Raw genomic sequence first — 15622 nt, 5'->3', positions numbered from 1 at the left:
TGGAGTATCGTTCTTCATGTGACAGCTGTCCCCGAAGAGCAACCAGCCTGGCGCCAGCGCGCCGTTGAGCGTTCCACCCGTGCCGCCAAGCTCCGCGCCGAACAACGCGTTCAACGCTTCCTGGACGCGGCACAGGAACTGATCGCGGAGAAGCGGACGACGGACTTCACCGTCCAGGAGGTCGTGGACCGCTCCAAACAGTCACTGCGCAGCTTCTACCAGCACTTCGACGGCAAACACGAGCTGCTGCTCGCCCTGTTCGAGGACGCGTTGTCCAAGTCGGCCGCCGAGATCCGTGAGACCGCCGGCGCCGAGTCGGATCCGCTCCAGGCGCTGCGGCTCGCGGTGGAGATGCTGTTCGAGCAGTCACTCTCCAACCCCGGTGTGGAGCGCCCGCTGTTCAGCGACTTCGCGCTGCAACTCCTCGTGAAGCACCCCGCGCAGGTGGCGACCGCTCATCTCCCCCTGCACCAGGTGTTCACGGAGTTGGTCGAGCAGGCCGAGGACGCCGGTGTCATCCCCGCTGGGAAACCTCGCCGTCAGGCCTCGATCCTGATGCAGACGGTGATGTTCGTCGCGCAGGGCAACGGCGTTCCGGCAGGCAGCCATGCCGCGGCGGTCAGCGCCGAGGAGGTCTGGCAGTTCTGCCTCGGCGGCCTCTCGGGCGTCCCCGTACGAAATTGACGGTTCCTCAGGCACAACTGACCGCCTTCCATGCGTGATTGACGCTCTCCATAGTGGAGAGTACGGTTCTCGCCCACCGAACGGGAGGTGGGCGATGACCGAGCCGCTACGGCATGGAGTGCAGCGCTACCGGGTCGTGCAGTGGGCCACGGGGAACATCGGTGCCCGCACGATGCGTGCCGTACTGGAGCATCCGCGTCTGACTCTGGCCGGTGTGTATGTCCACACGCCGGCCAAGTCGGGCCTGGACGCTGGTGAGTTGACCGGCGGGGAGTTCGGCGCGACCGGGATCCGCGCCACGCACGACATCGACGAGATCCTGGCGCTCGACGCCGACTGCGTCCTCTACACGCCACGCACCTGCGACTTCGACGAGGTATGCGCGCTGCTCTCGTCAGGTGTGAACGTCGTGTCGACGCGCGGCGAGTTCCATCACGCGCCCAGCCTCGACCCGGTCGTGCGGAAGCGGATCGAGGACGCGTGCGCGGAGGGCGGGACCTCCGTCCACAGCACGGGCAGCAGCCCGGGATTCATCACCGAGGCCCTGCCGATCGTCCTCACCTCGATCCAGCGGCGGCTCGACGCGCTGACGATCGACGAGTTCGCGGATCTCTCCCAACGGGACTCCCCCGGGCTGCTGTTCGAGGTGATGGGCTTCGGGCAGCCCCCTGCCGATTTTGGCGAACAGCGCCTGACCGGACTGCGCGACAGCTTCGGCCCGTCGTTGCGACTGCTGGCCGAGGCGCTCGGGACACCGCTCGACTCGGTGGAGGCGACCGGCGAGGTCGCGCTCGCCCGGCGCTCGACCACGATCGCGGCGGGCACCCTGGCGGAAGGGACGGTGGCCGCGCAGCGGATCACGGTTTCCGGTCTGCGCGAAGGCCGGCCCCTGCTGCGGTTCCGCGCCAACTGGTACTGCACCACCGACCTCGACCCCGCCTGGGATCTCCGCTCCACGGGCTGGCACGTCTCGGTCGAGGGGGACGCGCCGCTCGACATCGACCTGCGCTTTCCCGTGCCCCTCGACCGGATGGCCGCGATGTCCCCTTCCTACACCGCGAACCGCGCGGTCAACGCCGTCCCCTTCGTCTGCGCGGCGGCCCCCGGAATCCGCACCACGGCCGACCTGCCGCAGATCGTCGCCGACCTCGGTTGAGGCCGGCGCAATCCCCCGCCAGTGCTGAACGTGCTCAGGCGGTGGTCGCCGGTGCGGCGGCCTCCGGCTCGCTCTCATCGTCGATCGCGTAGTTCAGGAAGTCGTCGACCATGCGGTGGAACAGCGTTGCCAGTTGCTGGAGTTCGTCCGTCGACCACTCGGAGAGCGCCATCTGCATTCCGCGCGCACCGGCGTCCCGGACGCTGGCGACGGCCTGCTCGCCGGCCTCGGTCAGCTCGATCCGCTGGGCGCGGCGGTCGTCGGGGTCGGGCACGCGGGTGACGTAACCGGACTTCTGCAGCTGCTGCACCGTGCGGGTCACATGTGAGGCCTCGACACCGAGGCGGTTCGCCAGCTCCCCCGGGCGCAGCGGTTCGGAGTCGGCGACCTGCCGCAGCAACGCCACCGCCGCACGGTCCAGGGGCACACCGGCGAGGGACATGAGCCGGTCGTGCTGGCGGGCGCGCGTACTCAGGTAGGTGATCCGAGTGAGGGCTCGCTCGATCTCGGTCACCTCCGGGGAGGCGGGGGCGGTGGGGACCGGAGGTGTGGACATGAGACCCACTTTACCATATTGTTGCGTAACTCAAGTAAGTTACGGCGTGCGTTTACCCCGTCTACGGCGGAGAGAGTACGTCACCCGCAGGCCGACATCGACACCGACGTCACCAGCGCTTCTGGCTCGCGAAGAATCGCCCGAAGAAGTCCGCCTTGGCCGCGTCCGCCAGGGCTAGCGGGCCGACGTGGTCGCCGCGTTCCATCGCGATCGGGAGACGGCGGTTCGCCACGGGCCGGCGCGTCGGGCCATGGCCGTTGGGGTCGCCGTGGGTCGCGAAGTTCACCACGTAGTCGGACCACTCGGCCGCCCACAGGTTCGCGGAGACGCGCGAGCCCTCGCGGGCGGAGGCGTTGCGGGCGGAGGCGTTGCGAGCCTGGCCCGCCTCCGTGTCGGTGGTGGCGGGGTAGAGCGTCAGGAACTCGTCGGCGAGAGTGCCGTATTCCTTCTGGGCGGTGGCAAGGCAGTCGGCGAGCTTCACGGCCGGGCTCGGGGAGGCGCCGTTCTGGTCCTTGTTGCCGCCCGCCAGTACCGGTACGTCGTTCAAGTGGCCGCCCGCCAGGGCCTGTTCGTACGTCCACGGCTTGACCCGGCCGTCGAGGACCGGGCGGAACTCCGCCGGGTTGCCGTTCACCGGCCCGCGGACCGTGGTGTCGTTCGCGTTCTGACCCGACATCAACTTGTCGCCCGCCACGGCCCGGAGAGCCTCGAGCGAGGTGGCGCCGAGTGCGGCGGCGTTGCGGTGCCCTGGCTCTCGGCCGTCTCCAGAGTGCGGTGCGACGCTGCGAGCGGGGAGTTGAGGTTGAGGCAGTCCTCGCTCATCGTGACCGAGGCCGAACTCATCGTCCGCTGCGGGCAGATGTCCCCGAAGGTGTCCGCGATGCGCACGCCCGTGCAGAAGTTGGCCCACTGCGGCGGGCGCCAGCGGCTGTCGCGTCCGCCGCGTCGGCGCCGGTCGCGGTGCCGGAGAGTGCGGGCGTCGCGGCGGCGGTCGGCGTCCCGTTGAGGAAGGTCCGGCGGCTCAGGGCGTTCGAAAGCATGTGGCGGCTCCCTGGTCCGGGTACTTGCGAACGTAAATTCCCTGGACCGGGAGCGCCAACAATATTGTCAACTTCACAGCGGATCCACAGCATGCTCCCGCAGCGGGCCCACGGACAGCCCGCGCATCGCGCAGGTGTCGAGGATGCGGGGCACGGCGCCGAGCGTGGCGCGCCAGGAGCCGGGGGCCGAGGTGCAGTCGGAGTCGTGCAGCAGGATCGTGCCGCCGCCGCGCAGGTCCGCGGTGACCGTGCGGTGGACCGACTCCGGTGTGGCACGCGCCCGCCAGTCCTCGCCCCACGCCGTCCACAGCACCGGCGTGAGGTCCAGGCGGCGGGCCGCGAGGTGGGCGGCGGTCGACATCACACCGTAGGGCGGGCGGAAGAGCCGTGGTGTGCGGCCGGTGAGGTCGCCGACCGTGTCGCGGGCGCGGGCCAGGTCGTCGTGGGTGGCGCGGGGGCCGCGCAGCAGGAGGGGGCGGTGGAGCCAGCCGTGGACGGCGATCTCGTGTCCGGCGGCGGCGATCTCGCGGACCAGGCCGGGGGCGCGTACCGCCTGGTTGCCGAGGAGGAAGAAGGTGGCGCGGACCCGGCGCTCGTCGAGCAGGCGCAGGAACAGTGGAGTGGAGAGCGGGTCCGGTCCGTCGTCGAAGGTGAGCGCCACGTGGTCGGGCCGGCCGCGGCCCGCGAGGCGGGGCATGACGCGGTTGCGGAGGGGGCCGTAGGTGGAGAGGACGGGGGCTGCGTAGGCGGCGGCGAGGAGGGGAAGTGCGGGGAGCGCGGCGCGGGTGGCGGTGCGGAGGAGGCGGGTGGCGGTCATGAGCGGCGTCCCTCCGCGTGGCCATCGTGATCACCGTGGTGGTCGCGGCCTTCGTGGGCTTCGTGGCCTTCGTGTCCGCCGTGGTGCGCGTGGGGTGCGTCGTCGAGGTCGAGATCCTGCCCTATGGCGTGTATGAGGCGCGGTCCGCCGTCGGTCGTGGCGACGGCCGTGCCGACCGCGCCCGCCCAGACGGTGCAGGCCAGGGCGGTGGTGATCGCGAGCCGCAGGGCGGCCGGACGGACCCCACGGGTCCGGCGGACGGCGATGGGGGTGGCGGGCCCGACGCCGGCCCGGCAGACCCGTACGGTCTCGGCGGCGGGGCCCCGGTTTGCGTCCTGGTGTGTTTCAGTGCGGGTTCCGCTGTCCGCAGCCTCGGCCGCGAACAGTGCGAGCCCTGCCTCCCGCTGCAGCAGCCCGCGCGGGCCGTCTATCAACTCGCCCAGCACGTGCTTGAGTTGGGCCGGGTCCCGGATCCACGCGGCGACGCCGGCCTGGTCGAGGGCGGACGCGTTGGTCAGTCCGTGGCCGGGTATGCAGCCGTAGCTGGCGACGGGCAGGCCGGCCGCGAAGGCCTCCAGCGAGGTCAGTCCGCCGGCGTTCTGGACCAGGACGTCGGAGGCGTGCATCAGGCCGGGCATGTCGTCGACCCAGCCGTGGACGTGCTCGATACCGTCCGCGCGGAGCTGTTCGGCCAGCGCCTCGTTGCGGCCGCAGACCACGACGGGTACGGCCGCGCCGCAGTCGCGCAGTTCGCGGGCGACCTGCCGGACCGGGCCCACGCCCCAGGAGCCGGCGACCAGCAGGGCGAGCGGGGCGTTCGCGGGCAGGCCGAAACGGGTGCGGGCCGCGGTGCGCTCCGTCGCGTCCACGGGATGGAAGCGCGGGTCGGCGACCGGGCCGCACACCCGGACGTCGCGCGCGCCGGCGGCCCTGGCCTGGGCGGCGGGCACGGCGTGCAGGGCGAGGTGGACGTCGACGCCGTCGGCCACCCACAGCGGGTGGACGGAGAAGTCGGTGAGGTAGGTGAGGACGGGCACGGTGAGCCGGCCGGCGAGGCGGAGGCTGCCCAGGACCCGGCTCGCGCCCGGGTAGGTCGAGACGACGGCGCCCGTGTCGGCGGGCAGGGTGCGCAGCAGCCGTGCCTCGGCGGAGCGCAGCAGGGCGCGTGCGACGGGGCCGCCGCCTCCGGCGCGTTCGGTGCTGCTGTAGATCCGCTGGTAGAGCCAGGGCGTCCGGACGAGCATGCGGTGGTAGCCGTCCCGGACGAGTCGGCCGAGCCGGGCGGGCAGCACGTCCAGCAGGTCGAACCGGTCGACCGCGAATCCGGCCGCGACCAGGCGCCGTTCCAGCTCGGCGGCGGCGCCGTCGTGACCGGCTCCGACGCTCGCCGAGACGATCACGACCCGGTCGGCCGCCGCCGGGCGGTGGGGCGGGATCGCCTGTCGGGGGCGCAGGGTGGCGACCGCGAGGGCACGCAGATGCACCGTACTTCCGAGGTGGGGCATGGGCTTTTTCCTCCGCAGGTGGAGTGGAGCGGCGAAACTCTACAACATGTAGTAGGTGACGTCGTACAACATGTAGTAGGTCGGCGGGTAGGCTGGGGTGCCGAGCGGTGGAAGGCGGTGGGGTGAACAGTGCACGATCCGAAGAGCGACGAGCCCGGCGCGACGTCCGGCAGGCGGGCGCGCGGGGAGCTGGAGAGCGGTGTCCTCGCCGCGCTCTACGGGGCCGACCAGCCGCTGACCGCACGCCAGGTGAGGGACGGACTGCCGGGCGATCTGGCCTACACCACCGTGCTGACGATCCTGTCGCGCCTCTACGACAAGGGGATGCTCGTCCGGCATCGCGCGGGCCGCGGCTACGCGTACGCGCCCGCCCGCGACGAGGCCACGCACACGGCGGAGCGGATGCGTTCCCTGCTGGAGCACGGCGCCGACCGTGAGGCCGTGCTCACCCGCTTCGTCTCCGAACTCTCCGAGGAGGACGAGCAGTTGCTGCAGCGCCTGCTCGCCGGGCACGAGGGGCCGCAGCACACCGGCCGCGCCGACGAAGGACCGTGAGCCGGTGCTGATCAGTGTCTACGTCCCCCTGCTGATCACCATGGTGATCGCGGTGTTCGCACCCCGCGCCGCCCCGCTGCTGGCCCCGCGCCCGGCTGCCTGGTCACTGGCCTCCGCCGCGCTGGTGGCGTCACTGGGCTGGCTCGGCTCCCTGGGACTGCTGGCGTTCGCGGGCCTCGTACAGATCCCCGAGGTCGCCGAGGAGGGGCAGTGGTCGGTCGCCGCCGTACGGGCTTCCGACCCCGTCTACCTCACGGTCGCCGGGACCGCCTCACTCGCCCTCCTCGCGTCCGTGGCAGGCCTCGCCGTCGCCGCCACACGTCAGCTACGGCACCTGCGCTGGGCCCGCCGCGAGTGCCAACAGCTGCCCGGTGACACGGAGTTGGCCGTTCTCGACATGGCGACACCGGAGGCCTTCGCGCTTCCGGGCAATCCGGGGCGGATCGTGGTGTCGCGCGGGATGCTGCGCTGCCTGGGCGATCGCGAGCGCGAGGCACTGCTCGCGCACGAGCGGGCCCACCTGCGCGGCCGGCACCATCTCTTCCAGACTCTCTGGCGCCTGTCCGCCGCCGTGAATCCGCTGCTACGGCCACTGTCCGCGGCCGGCGGCTTCGTGCTGGAGCGCTGGGCCGACGAGGAGGCCGCGGTGCGCGTCGGCGATCGTACGGTCGTCGCCCGTGCCGTGGGCCGGGCGGCGCTCGCCACCTCGGCGAACCGGTCCCGCCCGGTGCTGGCCGCGACCGGCGGGGCGGTGCCGCAGCGGGTGCGGGCACTGTTGGCGCCGCCTCCCCCGCGCCGGGCGCTGCCGTTCGTCGCGAGCGCGGCGCTGCTCGTCATGTGCTGTGCGAGCCTCGTCGATGCCGCGACCGACAGCGAGCAGATGATCGAGACCGCGCAGCACGCGGCGTGTGTGACGGCTCAGGCGGCGGCCCCGCCGACTGCTCCGGCGGTCCCGCAGCACGGGCTGTGCTGTGAACACGGGCACTTGGACGGACCTGCCCAACACCACTGACCGGTGTGGGGCTCCCTCTGGGGGGTGTCTTGGAAAAGTGTGACACTGCCACGAGTAAGTGACACACTTTTTCAGATACCCACCCACCCCCCTCAACAGCGCTGATCACCGCATCCGTCCGGAATGCGCCCGTGTTATCGTCGCCCTAGCCATCGCCAGGAATCCTGTCGATCGATCCCGGGCGACCGGACCGCACTCCCCCGTCGCGCGCACTCCATGAATGGAGCGGTATGTCTGTTCTGGCCCGGCCGACGGTGGCCGCCTTCGCCGCCAAGTCCCTGCAGCGCCTCTCCCTGATGGCGGACCGGCGTCCGAGCGGGCGCGGCTCCGCCGCCGCCTCGCATCAGCGGTTCCCGCACTTCCCGCGCACCACACGGGAGTTGACGATTCCGACCACGGTCGCCCCGGCGCGCGCCACGGTGTATCTGCCGGCCGGTGAAGGTCCGCCTCCGCCGGTGCACGTGAACTTCCACGGTGGTGGTTATGTCGTGCCGCTGACCGAACTGGACGACCCGCTGTGCCGTTTCCTCGCGGCGGAAGCGGGTGTCGTGGTGGTCAACGTCGACTACGTCGTCGCGCCGCAGCATCCGTTCCCCGCGCCACCCCGGCAGGCCTTCGAGGTGGTCCGGTGGATCGCGGAGCACGGCGCCGAACAGGGCTGGGACGGCGACCGGCTCACCGTCGGCGGGCAGAGCGCCGGGGGCGGACTCGCGGCGGCGGTGGCCCGGCAGGCACTGGAGGAGGGCGGCCCCTCGATCGCGCTCCAGGTGCTGCACTATCCGCCGCTGGACCTCGCGACCAGCGCGAAGGACAAGCGGGCCGCCATCGCCAAGCCGGTGCTGCGGCCCTGGATGGCCGAGGTCTTCGACACGTCGTACGTCCCGGATCCGAAGGTGCGCGCCGACCGGCTGGTGTCACCCGCCCATCCCTCGGACACCGCGGACCTCAAGGGGATCGCGCCGGCGCTGGTCGTCACGGCGGAGTACGACCTGCTCAAGGCCGAGGGCGTGCGCTACGCCGACCGGTTGCGTACGGCGGGCGCCCTGGTGGAGCACGTCGACGTCGCCGGAGCCGACCACGGCTACGACGGCACGGACGACGAACGGGCCCTGGAGACCTATGCCTTGATCGCCCGTCAGGTGCAGCAGGCCGTGGGCACCGGCTGAACCACCCCCGCAGACAACGCACTTCGCCGACCGTCCCTCTCAAGGGCGGTCGGCGAAGTGCTGCCTGGTCACACCGACGGCACCGGCTCCGGCGGGGTGAGGCCGAACTTCCCTGCCGCCTCGGTCAGTTCACGCCACACCTTGGGCGCGACGGGAATGCCCTTCGCACCGCGTGCCTCGGCGACGGCCGCGCTGCGCTCGCCGGGGTAGAAGACACCCTCGACGCCGTCCGCCGGAGGCAGTTGCTTGAGGGTGGCCAGCGTCGCGTCGACCGCCTCGGTGAAGGCGGCCGGGTCACCGAAGGCCGCCGGGTCCAGGGCGATGAGCAGCGCGTTCTGGCGGTGCTTGCGGCCCTGCGGGTCGTCCGAGTGGAACGCGGCGAAGATGGGCGCGCCGACCAGCACACTCGTGAGCAGTTCGAAGGCGAGGGACATCCCGGAGCCCTTGGCGCCGCCCAACGGCAGTGGCATGACGGCCAGTTCGGGATCGGTGGTCGGGATGCCGTCGGCGGTGGCGGCGGCGCCCTCGGGCAGCGGGGTGCCGCTCGCCTTCGCCTGGCGGATCTTGCCCAGGGCGATGGTGGCGGTCGCCATGTCGAGCAGCAGCGGGGCGTGCGCCTGGGCCGGTACGGCGATGGCGAGCGGGCTGGTCGCCACGGCGGCGCCCTTGACGCCGGTGTAGCCCATGTTGGGCATGCCGGCGACGTAGCCGATGCCGACGAGCCCCTGCTCGGCGATCTTCGACACGTAGTAGCCGATGGCGCCGGTGTGCACGGTCCGGCGGACTCCGACGGCGGCAACTCCACTGACCCTGGCCCGGGTCACCGCCTCGTCGGCGGCTGCGCTGAGGGCGACCGGGCCGGGAGCGCGGTCGGCGTCCAGGACGGCGGCGGCCGGTGCGGTGGACTCGATCTTGATGTCGGCATCGGCGTTGGCCACGCCCTTGGCCAGCAGCTCCAGGTAGGCGGGGACGCGGGCGATGCCGTGCGAGTCGACGCCCCGCAGCGCGGCCCACACGAACACGTCGGCGGTGGTGCGCGCCTGCTCGGCGTTGAGGCCGCCCTTCTCAAGGAGGGCGGCGGAGAAGGTGCGCAGGTCGTCTGCGGCGACAAGTACCTTGCCCGGCTTGGGCGTTGCGGTGTCGGACATGGTGGCGGATGCCTTCCTGGTTCAGCGGGTGACGAGGACGTCGACGACGGCGGTGGTGCCCTCCGCCACGGCCTTGAGCGCACGCTCCAGCGCGGGGGCAAGGGCCTCGGGCGCGTCGACCGTCTCGGTGTGCATCCCGAAGGGCTCGGCGAACGCGGCGAGCCGGGGCAGCCGGTGCAGATCGGTGCCGAGCCACTCGCCGGTGTCGGCGGCGGCGCCCTCGGGGTAGAACCTGCGGTGGTTGAGGTTCATCGACTTGTAGACGCGGTTGTTGAACACCACGATCAGCAAAGGGAGTTCGTAGGCGTTCGAGGCGTCGTACGACTGGATGACGGGGTTGTAGGTGAACGCGCCGTCGCCGATGGTGAGGACCACCGGGCGTTCCTTCGCGGCGAGTTTGACGCCGAGTGCGACCGCGATGCCCTGGCCGAGGCCGCCCTGGACGTAGAAGTACGAGTCGGGGTCGGCGGTCTGGACATGGCGTTTGACGACGCGGCTGTGGGTGATGGTCTCGTCGACGACGATCCCGTCCCGGCCCTCCAGCAGTTTGCGCAGGGTCGCGGCGACGAGCACCGGGTCGATGCCCTCGGTGGCCTGGGCGGCCTTCGCCTCGGCCGCGGCGATCGCGGCCTGCTCGTCGGCGTGCCGCTGCTCCTGCGCGGCACGGCGCGCGGTGACCGCCTCCGCGTCCAGATCCTTCGCCCGCTTGGCCAGCTGGCGCAGGGTGTTGGCGACGTTGCCTTCCAAGTACTTGTCGGCGAACAGGACTTGGTAGACGACGTGCGGACGCTGTGGCACCTCGTCGATGACGACGACGGTCGCCTTGGAGGGGCGGCGTGAGGGCGGGTAGAAGGGGGCGCGGCAGTTGACGAGGAGGATCAGGTCCGCCTCGTCCATCCATGGGCCGATGTCGCTGCCGGCGTGCAGCGGGTGGGTGCGCGGGAAGTTGCCGCACACCGCCGAGTCGGGCTCGACGACGGGGATGTTCCACGCCTCGGCGAAGGCGACGAGCGCCTCGAAGCCGCCCGCCTCGCGCCCCGCCGTCTCCGTGACGATGACGGGATTCGAGGCCTCGCGGATCAACTGGGCGACCGGGTCGACCTCTTCGGGCGAGCTGTGCGTGGAACCCGGTGCCACGATCGGCTTGGCCTCGCGGCCGTCCCACTCCTCAAGAAGGATCTCCAGCGGGACGTTGAGGTACGCCGGCCCCGCCGGGGCGCGCCACGCCAGTTCCGCCGCGCGCGTCACCATCGTAGGAAGGGTGTGGACGCTGGCGGCCTCGTTGGACCACTTGGTGAAGGGCTGGGCGATCTGGTGCGGGCCGCCCACGATGGACAGGTTGCGGTACCACTGGCCGCCCGGGTCCTGGCCGGGGCCGTCGCCGTACGTGGTGGACTCCGAGGAGCTGACCACCATCGGGACGCCCGCGAGCAGCGCGCCGTGCACGGCCATCGAGCCCTGGAGCAGGCCGGGGGCCGCGTGGAGGAGTACGCCCTGCGGCCGGCGCTTGACGAGTCCGTAGCCGGTGGCCATGCCGACCGCGACGGTCTCGTGTGTCAGGTCCAGGTACTGCGGGCAGGGCAGTCCGTCGCGGTGGCGGCGGGCCAGGGACTCCCAGACGGGGGCCCATTCGGAGCCCGACGAGCAGAAGATGTAGTCGGCGCCGACGGCGTTGAAGGCGGTAACGAGAGCATCGCCGCCGTCGGCGCCCGGAGTGTTGGTGGTGTCGGTCATCTCTCGTGCTTCCTCAGCCCTCGATCGGCCAGTTCAGAACCTCGGAGATTCCGCGGCCCATGATCCATTCAAGCTCCTCGGGCGTGAAGTCCCAGTGCTTGGTGAACTGCTCGATCGTGTCGGTGTAGGTGATGCCGTGCCCGAGCAGCCGGGTGATGTCGGTGCCGTAGAAGCAGCGCTGCGGGCCCATCTTGTCGACCATCTCGCGCACGTACTTCTGGATGTTGTTGTTCGGGAAGGGCTGGGTGGAGTAGCCGGGGAGCGCCGAGACCTTCACGTAGATGTTGGGGTGGGCGGCCAGGTCTGCGGTCTCCGAGACCCAGTAGCCGATCGCGTCGTCGACGCAGCGGGCCATGATGCCCATGTGGTCGATGATGATCTTCAGCTCGGGGTGCTTGGCCGCGATCTCGCCCAACTCCCGCTTCCAGATGGGCGCGTGGACCATCGTCGGGATGCGCAGCTCCTCGGCGATCGGCCAGTACCAGTCGTTGGTGCCGTCGATCATCCAGTTCCGGTCCTGCGGCCGGTGGAAGGTGAGGCGGGTGCCCTTCACATGCGGGTTCTGCGCGAAGTCCTTGAGCATCGCCTTGCCCTCTTCGGGCTTGTTCTGCGGGATGCGCGCCATGATCCCGAAGCGGTCCGGGTGCGCCTCGCAGGCCTCCAGGGCGTAGTCGATACGGTCGCCCTCCCAGGACGGCGGCAGGATCAGGGCCCGGTTGACACCGGCCTCGTCCATCAGTTCCAGGGCCTCCTCGTAGGAGAAGGGGTCCTCGCGGTGTCCGTTGAGGCGGATGCGCTCCCGCGCTCCCGGGACCCAGGGGCGGTCCGGGCTCTCTTCCTTCCAGATGTGGATCTGCGTGTCGACAACGAACATGTCCGGAACTCTTTCTCTCGAAGGTCTTTACGGAAGGAACGCTAGGCGGGAGATCGGGCCTTGCCGAGCGCTGGGAGTGCAAGCAGTAGTTGCGCGAAACACCGCTGTACGCAGGGCATTCTCAAGTTGCGGACGTAGCGCCGAACACGGCCTCGACGATGTGCTCGGCGATCGCCATGGAGGCGGTGGCGGCCGGCGAGGGCGCGTTGCGTACGGCGGTGATCCGGCCGACCCGGTGGATGCGGAAGTCGTCCACGAGCGTGCCGTCGGGGTCCAGTGCCTGGGCGCGGACGCCCGCCCCGCCGCGTACGACGTCGGCGACGCCGACACCGGGGACGTACAGCTTCGCGTCCTTCATGAAGGCCTTCGCGGACAGCGAGCCGCGGTACTCCTTGATGCCGGTCCGCCAGTGCTGGGCGGCCATCCGCCAGGTGCCGGGGTAGGCGGCGAGTCCGGCCAGGTCCTTCAGGGAGAAGCGGCCGAGCTTGTAGCCCTCCCGGGCCAGGGCGAGGACGGCGTTCGGGCCGACCTCGACGCTGCCGTCGACCCGCGGGGTGAAGTGCACGCCGAGGAAGGGGTAACGGGGGTCCGGCACCGGGTAGATGAGCCCGCGCACCAGATGGGTGCGCTCCGGCTTGAGGAGCATGTACTCGCCCCGGAACGGGATGATCTTCGGCGCCTTCTTGTCCTGCGCCAGCTTTGCCACGGCATCCGAGTGAAGCCCCGCGCAGAGGACCAGCCGGTCGACCCGGACCCGTTCCTCCCCCGACGCGACCTCGATACCGCCCGGCACGGTGGCGATGGACGTGACCGGGAAACCGAGCCGCACCTCTCCCTCGGACGCCTCGATGTCCTTCGCGAACTCGCGGGCGATCGCCGGGTAGTCGGTGATCGCGGTGCGCGGGGAGTGCAGGGCGGCGATCCCGCCGACATGCGGCTCCAGCTCCTTGATCTCCTCCCGGGAGATCTTGCGCAGCTCGGGCACATGGTTGTTCCTGGCCCGCTCGTACAGGCTCTCCATCCGGCCCAGCTCGTCCGGCCGTACGGCCACGACGAGCTTGCCGATCTCCTCGTACGGCAGCCCGCGGTCCTGGCAGTACTCGCGCAGGATCGACACGCCCCGGACGCACAGGTCGGCCTTGAGGCTGCCCGGCGCGTAGTAGATGCCGGCGTGCACGACACCGGAGTTGTGGCCGGTCTGGTGGACGGCGACCTCGGGTTCCTTCTCCATGACCACGACCCGGGTGCCGGGGCGGCACAGGGCGATCTCGCGGGCGGTGGCCAGGCCCACGATGCCCGCGCCGACGATGCCGATCGTCTCGTCAGCCATCGGCATCCTCCTCTCTCTGTGCTGTGCGCCCGCTCACGCGCCGATGTGGACGGCGACGGTCTTGACCCGGGTGGAGAAGCGCAGGACCTCGTCGCCCTGCTCCTTGTAGCCCGTACCGGAGTCGTGGAAGCCGCCGAAGGGCAGGTGCACGTCCCAGCCGGGGGTGGTCGCGTTGACCGCGATCTGCCCGCACTCGGCGTCGTCGGCGAAGCGGTACGCGGAGGCGAGGTCGCGGGTGAACACCGCTGCGGCCAGGCCGAACGGGGAGTCGTTGACCGCGTCGACGGCCTGCGCGAAGTCGTCCACTGCGCGGACCGCGAGGACCGGTCCGAAGACCTCCTCGCGCCAGATCGCCGTCTCTGCGGTGACATCGGCGAGGACCGTCGGCTGCACGAAGCAGCCGTGCGCGTGGTCGCCCTCGACGTCGGCCGCGCCTCCGGTAAGGACCGTCGCGCCCTGGTCGACGGCACCCTTGAGGTGCGCGAGGACGCTGTCGCGCTGCTTCGGGCTGGACAGTGGGCACAGGGTGGTCGCCGGGTCGCTGCCCGGGCCGACCTTCAGCGCCTCGACCTCGGCGACCAGGAGCCGGGTGAACTCGTCGTACACGGACCGCTCGACGACGACACGACTCGTGGCGGTGCACCGCTGCCCGGCCTGGCCGAAAGACGCTGCTACGACGGTCTTCGCGGCGAACGGCAGGTCGGCGTCCGCCAGAACGACCGAGGCGTTCTTGCCGCCGAGTTCGCCCTGGAAGCGGACGTTGCGGTCGGCGAGGCGGCGGCGGATGCGGCCTCCGACCTCGTTCGAGCCGGTGAAGGTGATGCCGACGATGCGCGGGTCGTCGAGGAGCGCCTCCTCGATCTCGGCCGTGCGGCCCGTGACCACGTTCAGGACTCCGGCGGGCAGGCCGGCGTCGTGCAGGGCGCGGGCGAAGTGCAGGCCCGACAACGGTGTCTCGGTGGCCGGCTTGAACACGGCCGCGTTGCCGGTGGCGAGCAGCGGGGCGAGCTTGCGGGCCGGGGTGATCAGCGGGTCGTTCCAGGGGCTGATCACGAGGATCACGCCGATCGGTTCGCGCTGCGTGTGGACGCGGGTGTCGGGGCGGGCGTCGTGCAGGAGGGTGCCGTAGCCCTGGCGGGCCAGGCCCGCGTAGTAGTCGAGGAAGTCGGCGGCCTTGAGGGTCTCGCCGCGGGCCTCGGCGCCGGTCTTGCCGTTCTCGGCGGTGACGTCGGCGGCGATCTCGTCGAGCCGCTCGCGGATCAGCTTCGCCGCCTCGGTGAAGATCCGGGCCCGCTCGAAGGGGCTGGTGCGCTTCCATACCGCGAAGCCGCGCTCGGCGTGGTCGTAGGCGCGGGTGACGTCCTTGGCGGCGAGGGCGGGGATGCGCGCGAGGGGGGTGCGGACGTCGGCGGGGTTGTGCACCTCGATCCACTCGCCGGTCGCCACCCACTCTCCACCGGAGAGGGTTTCCAGGCTTCGCATGAAGATCACTTCCTTCGTCCGCCGCGGTGCGGGTCCGCGGTCTGCACAGTCAGCGGCCGCAGTGGGCCGAATGCGACAACACACCATGTGAGGGCGGTGCCACCAGCCCCGCGCGGGCAGGCATTGCTTGCGCCGTGCGCAGGTCGGCGGAGGGTTGATCCGTGCTGGAATCGGCAGGCCGGACGGCTTGTGCCACGCCGCCGGGAGCCGAGGATCCGCCGCGGATCGACCGAGGATTCGATGAGGAGAGACACGACATGGCCTACGCAGTCATCGCCCGCTACTTCTGCGAGCCCGCCGACGAGGACGCTGTGCGGGCCGCGTTGCTGAAGGTGCGTGAGCAGACCCGTGCCGAGCCGGGGAATCTGGCGTACGAGGTGCACGCCGAGGCGGAGGTGCCGGGGAGTTTCGTGCTGTACGAGCAGTACGCCGACCGGGCCGGTTTCGAGGCGCACAAGGCGGCCGACCACTTCGACGAGCTGATCGTGCAGACCATCTGGCCGCTGCTGACCGACCGCAGGGTGACGTTCGCCGAGGTCCTCTGACGGATTCCGCCGGGAAGC

The 15622-nt window shown here is 71.2% G+C and carries 15 protein-coding genes; 6 read left to right on the top strand and 9 right to left on the bottom strand.

Going from position 1 to position 15622, the window contains the following annotated elements; genetic code table 11:
* Positions 1–18: 18 nt before the first annotated feature.
* Both JHN45_RS00555 and JHN45_RS00550 read left to right on the top strand, forming a co-directional pair.
* On the top strand, positions 19–684 hold the full coding sequence (locus tag JHN45_RS00555) for a TetR/AcrR family transcriptional regulator (protein WP_201047537.1): 666 nt from the start codon (positions 19–21) through the stop codon (positions 682–684).
* A 94-nt stretch (positions 685–778) separates the two neighbouring features.
* A complete protein-coding gene (locus JHN45_RS00550; protein ID WP_201047536.1) occupies positions 779–1840 on the top strand; it encodes a dihydrodipicolinate reductase in 1062 nt (353 codons plus the stop codon).
* 34 nt (positions 1841–1874) lie between these two features.
* Here the strand turns inward: JHN45_RS00550 and JHN45_RS00545 are convergent, their stop codons facing one another.
* From JHN45_RS00545 to JHN45_RS00530, 4 genes are all read right to left on the bottom strand, one after another.
* Positions 1875–2396, bottom strand: a complete 522-nt coding sequence (locus tag JHN45_RS00545) for a MarR family winged helix-turn-helix transcriptional regulator (RefSeq protein ID WP_200711180.1) — start codon at positions 2394–2396, stop codon at positions 1875–1877.
* 109 nt (positions 2397–2505) lie between these two features.
* Positions 2506–3090, bottom strand: coding sequence for a hypothetical protein (locus JHN45_RS52685; RefSeq protein ID WP_236583055.1), 585 nt, complete (start codon positions 3088–3090; stop codon positions 2506–2508).
* Between the two features lie 419 nt (positions 3091–3509).
* Entirely contained in the window at positions 3510–4253 is a 744-nt protein-coding gene (locus tag JHN45_RS00535; protein ID WP_201047535.1) for a polysaccharide deacetylase family protein, read from the bottom strand.
* The gene (locus tag JHN45_RS00530) at positions 4250–5758 is read right to left on the bottom strand and encodes a glycosyltransferase (RefSeq protein WP_236583018.1); all 1509 of its coding nucleotides are present in this window, start codon (positions 5756–5758) and stop codon (positions 4250–4252) included. Before JHN45_RS00530 ends, JHN45_RS00535 begins: the two co-directional genes overlap by 4 nt.
* Positions 5759–5887: 129 nt before the next feature.
* Between JHN45_RS00530 and JHN45_RS00525 the strand changes: the two genes are divergently transcribed.
* The 3 genes from JHN45_RS00525 (at position 5888) to JHN45_RS00515 (ending at position 8491) form a co-directional block, all read left to right on the top strand.
* Entirely contained in the window at positions 5888–6313 is a 426-nt protein-coding gene (locus JHN45_RS00525) for a BlaI/MecI/CopY family transcriptional regulator (RefSeq protein WP_201047534.1), read from the top strand.
* Positions 6314–6317: 4 nt separating this feature from the next.
* Positions 6318–7325: a M56 family metallopeptidase gene (locus JHN45_RS00520; protein WP_201047533.1), complete on the top strand. Its 1008-nt coding sequence runs from the start codon at positions 6318–6320 to the stop codon at positions 7323–7325.
* Positions 7326–7555: 230 nt separating this feature from the next.
* Entirely contained in the window at positions 7556–8491 is a 936-nt protein-coding gene (locus tag JHN45_RS00515) for an alpha/beta hydrolase fold domain-containing protein (RefSeq protein ID WP_201047532.1), read from the top strand.
* Between the two features lie 68 nt (positions 8492–8559).
* Here the strand turns inward: JHN45_RS00515 and JHN45_RS00510 are convergent, their stop codons facing one another.
* The 5 genes from JHN45_RS00510 to JHN45_RS00490 form a co-directional block, all read right to left on the bottom strand.
* On the bottom strand, positions 8560–9639 hold the full coding sequence (locus tag JHN45_RS00510) for an Ldh family oxidoreductase (RefSeq protein WP_201047531.1): 1080 nt from the start codon (positions 9637–9639) through the stop codon (positions 8560–8562).
* Between the two features lie 21 nt (positions 9640–9660).
* Positions 9661–11373 (bottom strand): thiamine pyrophosphate-dependent enzyme, encoded by a 1713-nt coding sequence (locus JHN45_RS00505; RefSeq protein WP_201047530.1) that lies wholly within the window; start codon positions 11371–11373, stop codon positions 9661–9663.
* 13 nt (positions 11374–11386) lie between these two features.
* Positions 11387–12247: an amidohydrolase gene (locus JHN45_RS00500; RefSeq protein WP_019069943.1), complete on the bottom strand. Its 861-nt coding sequence runs from the start codon at positions 12245–12247 to the stop codon at positions 11387–11389.
* 121 nt (positions 12248–12368) lie between these two features.
* Complete coding sequence (lhgO, locus tag JHN45_RS00495) at positions 12369–13577, bottom strand: L-2-hydroxyglutarate oxidase (protein ID WP_201047529.1); 1209 nt, start codon at positions 13575–13577, stop codon at positions 12369–12371.
* Positions 13578–13610: 33 nt separating this feature from the next.
* Positions 13611–15059 (bottom strand): aldehyde dehydrogenase, encoded by a 1449-nt coding sequence (locus JHN45_RS00490; RefSeq protein ID WP_201047528.1) that lies wholly within the window; start codon positions 15057–15059, stop codon positions 13611–13613.
* Positions 15060–15316: 257 nt separating this feature from the next.
* Between JHN45_RS00490 and JHN45_RS00485 the strand changes: the two genes are divergently transcribed.
* A complete protein-coding gene (locus JHN45_RS00485) occupies positions 15317–15604 on the top strand; it encodes a putative quinol monooxygenase (RefSeq protein ID WP_200712677.1) in 288 nt (95 codons plus the stop codon).
* Positions 15605–15622: the final 18 nt, after the last annotated feature.

The organism is Streptomyces sp. MBT53, assembly GCF_016654115.1.
Classification (GTDB): Bacteria; Actinomycetota; Actinomycetes; order Streptomycetales; family Streptomycetaceae; genus Streptomyces.
This window is presented reverse-complemented; position numbering and strand designations above follow the sequence as displayed.

What these genes read in the sequence shown, in the direction of transcription:
- JHN45_RS00550 (WP_201047536.1), top strand. Translation starts at nt 779, where the DNA reads ATGACCGAGCCGCTACGGCATGGAGTGCAGCGCTACCGGGTCGTGCAG.
- JHN45_RS00545 (WP_200711180.1), bottom strand. Translation starts at nt 2,396, where the DNA reads ATGTCCACACCTCCGGTCCCCACCGCCCCCGCCTCCCCGGAGGTGACC.
- JHN45_RS00535 (WP_201047535.1), bottom strand. Translation starts at nt 4,253, where the DNA reads ATGACCGCCACCCGCCTCCTCCGCACCGCCACCCGCGCCGCGCTCCCC.
- JHN45_RS00530 (WP_236583018.1), bottom strand. Translation starts at nt 5,758, where the DNA reads ATGCCCCACCTCGGAAGTACGGTGCATCTGCGTGCCCTCGCGGTCGCC.
- JHN45_RS00515 (WP_201047532.1), top strand. Translation starts at nt 7,556, where the DNA reads ATGTCTGTTCTGGCCCGGCCGACGGTGGCCGCCTTCGCCGCCAAGTCC.
- JHN45_RS00510 (WP_201047531.1), bottom strand. Translation starts at nt 9,639, where the DNA reads ATGTCCGACACCGCAACGCCCAAGCCGGGCAAGGTACTTGTCGCCGCA.
- JHN45_RS00505 (WP_201047530.1), bottom strand. Translation starts at nt 11,373, where the DNA reads ATGACCGACACCACCAACACTCCGGGCGCCGACGGCGGCGATGCTCTC.
- JHN45_RS00500 (WP_019069943.1), bottom strand. Translation starts at nt 12,247, where the DNA reads ATGTTCGTTGTCGACACGCAGATCCACATCTGGAAGGAAGAGAGCCCG.
- lhgO (WP_201047529.1), bottom strand. Translation starts at nt 13,577, where the DNA reads ATGGCTGACGAGACGATCGGCATCGTCGGCGCGGGCATCGTGGGCCTG.
- JHN45_RS00490 (WP_201047528.1), bottom strand. Translation starts at nt 15,059, where the DNA reads ATGCGAAGCCTGGAAACCCTCTCCGGTGGAGAGTGGGTGGCGACCGGC.
- JHN45_RS00485 (WP_200712677.1), top strand. Translation starts at nt 15,317, where the DNA reads ATGGCCTACGCAGTCATCGCCCGCTACTTCTGCGAGCCCGCCGACGAG.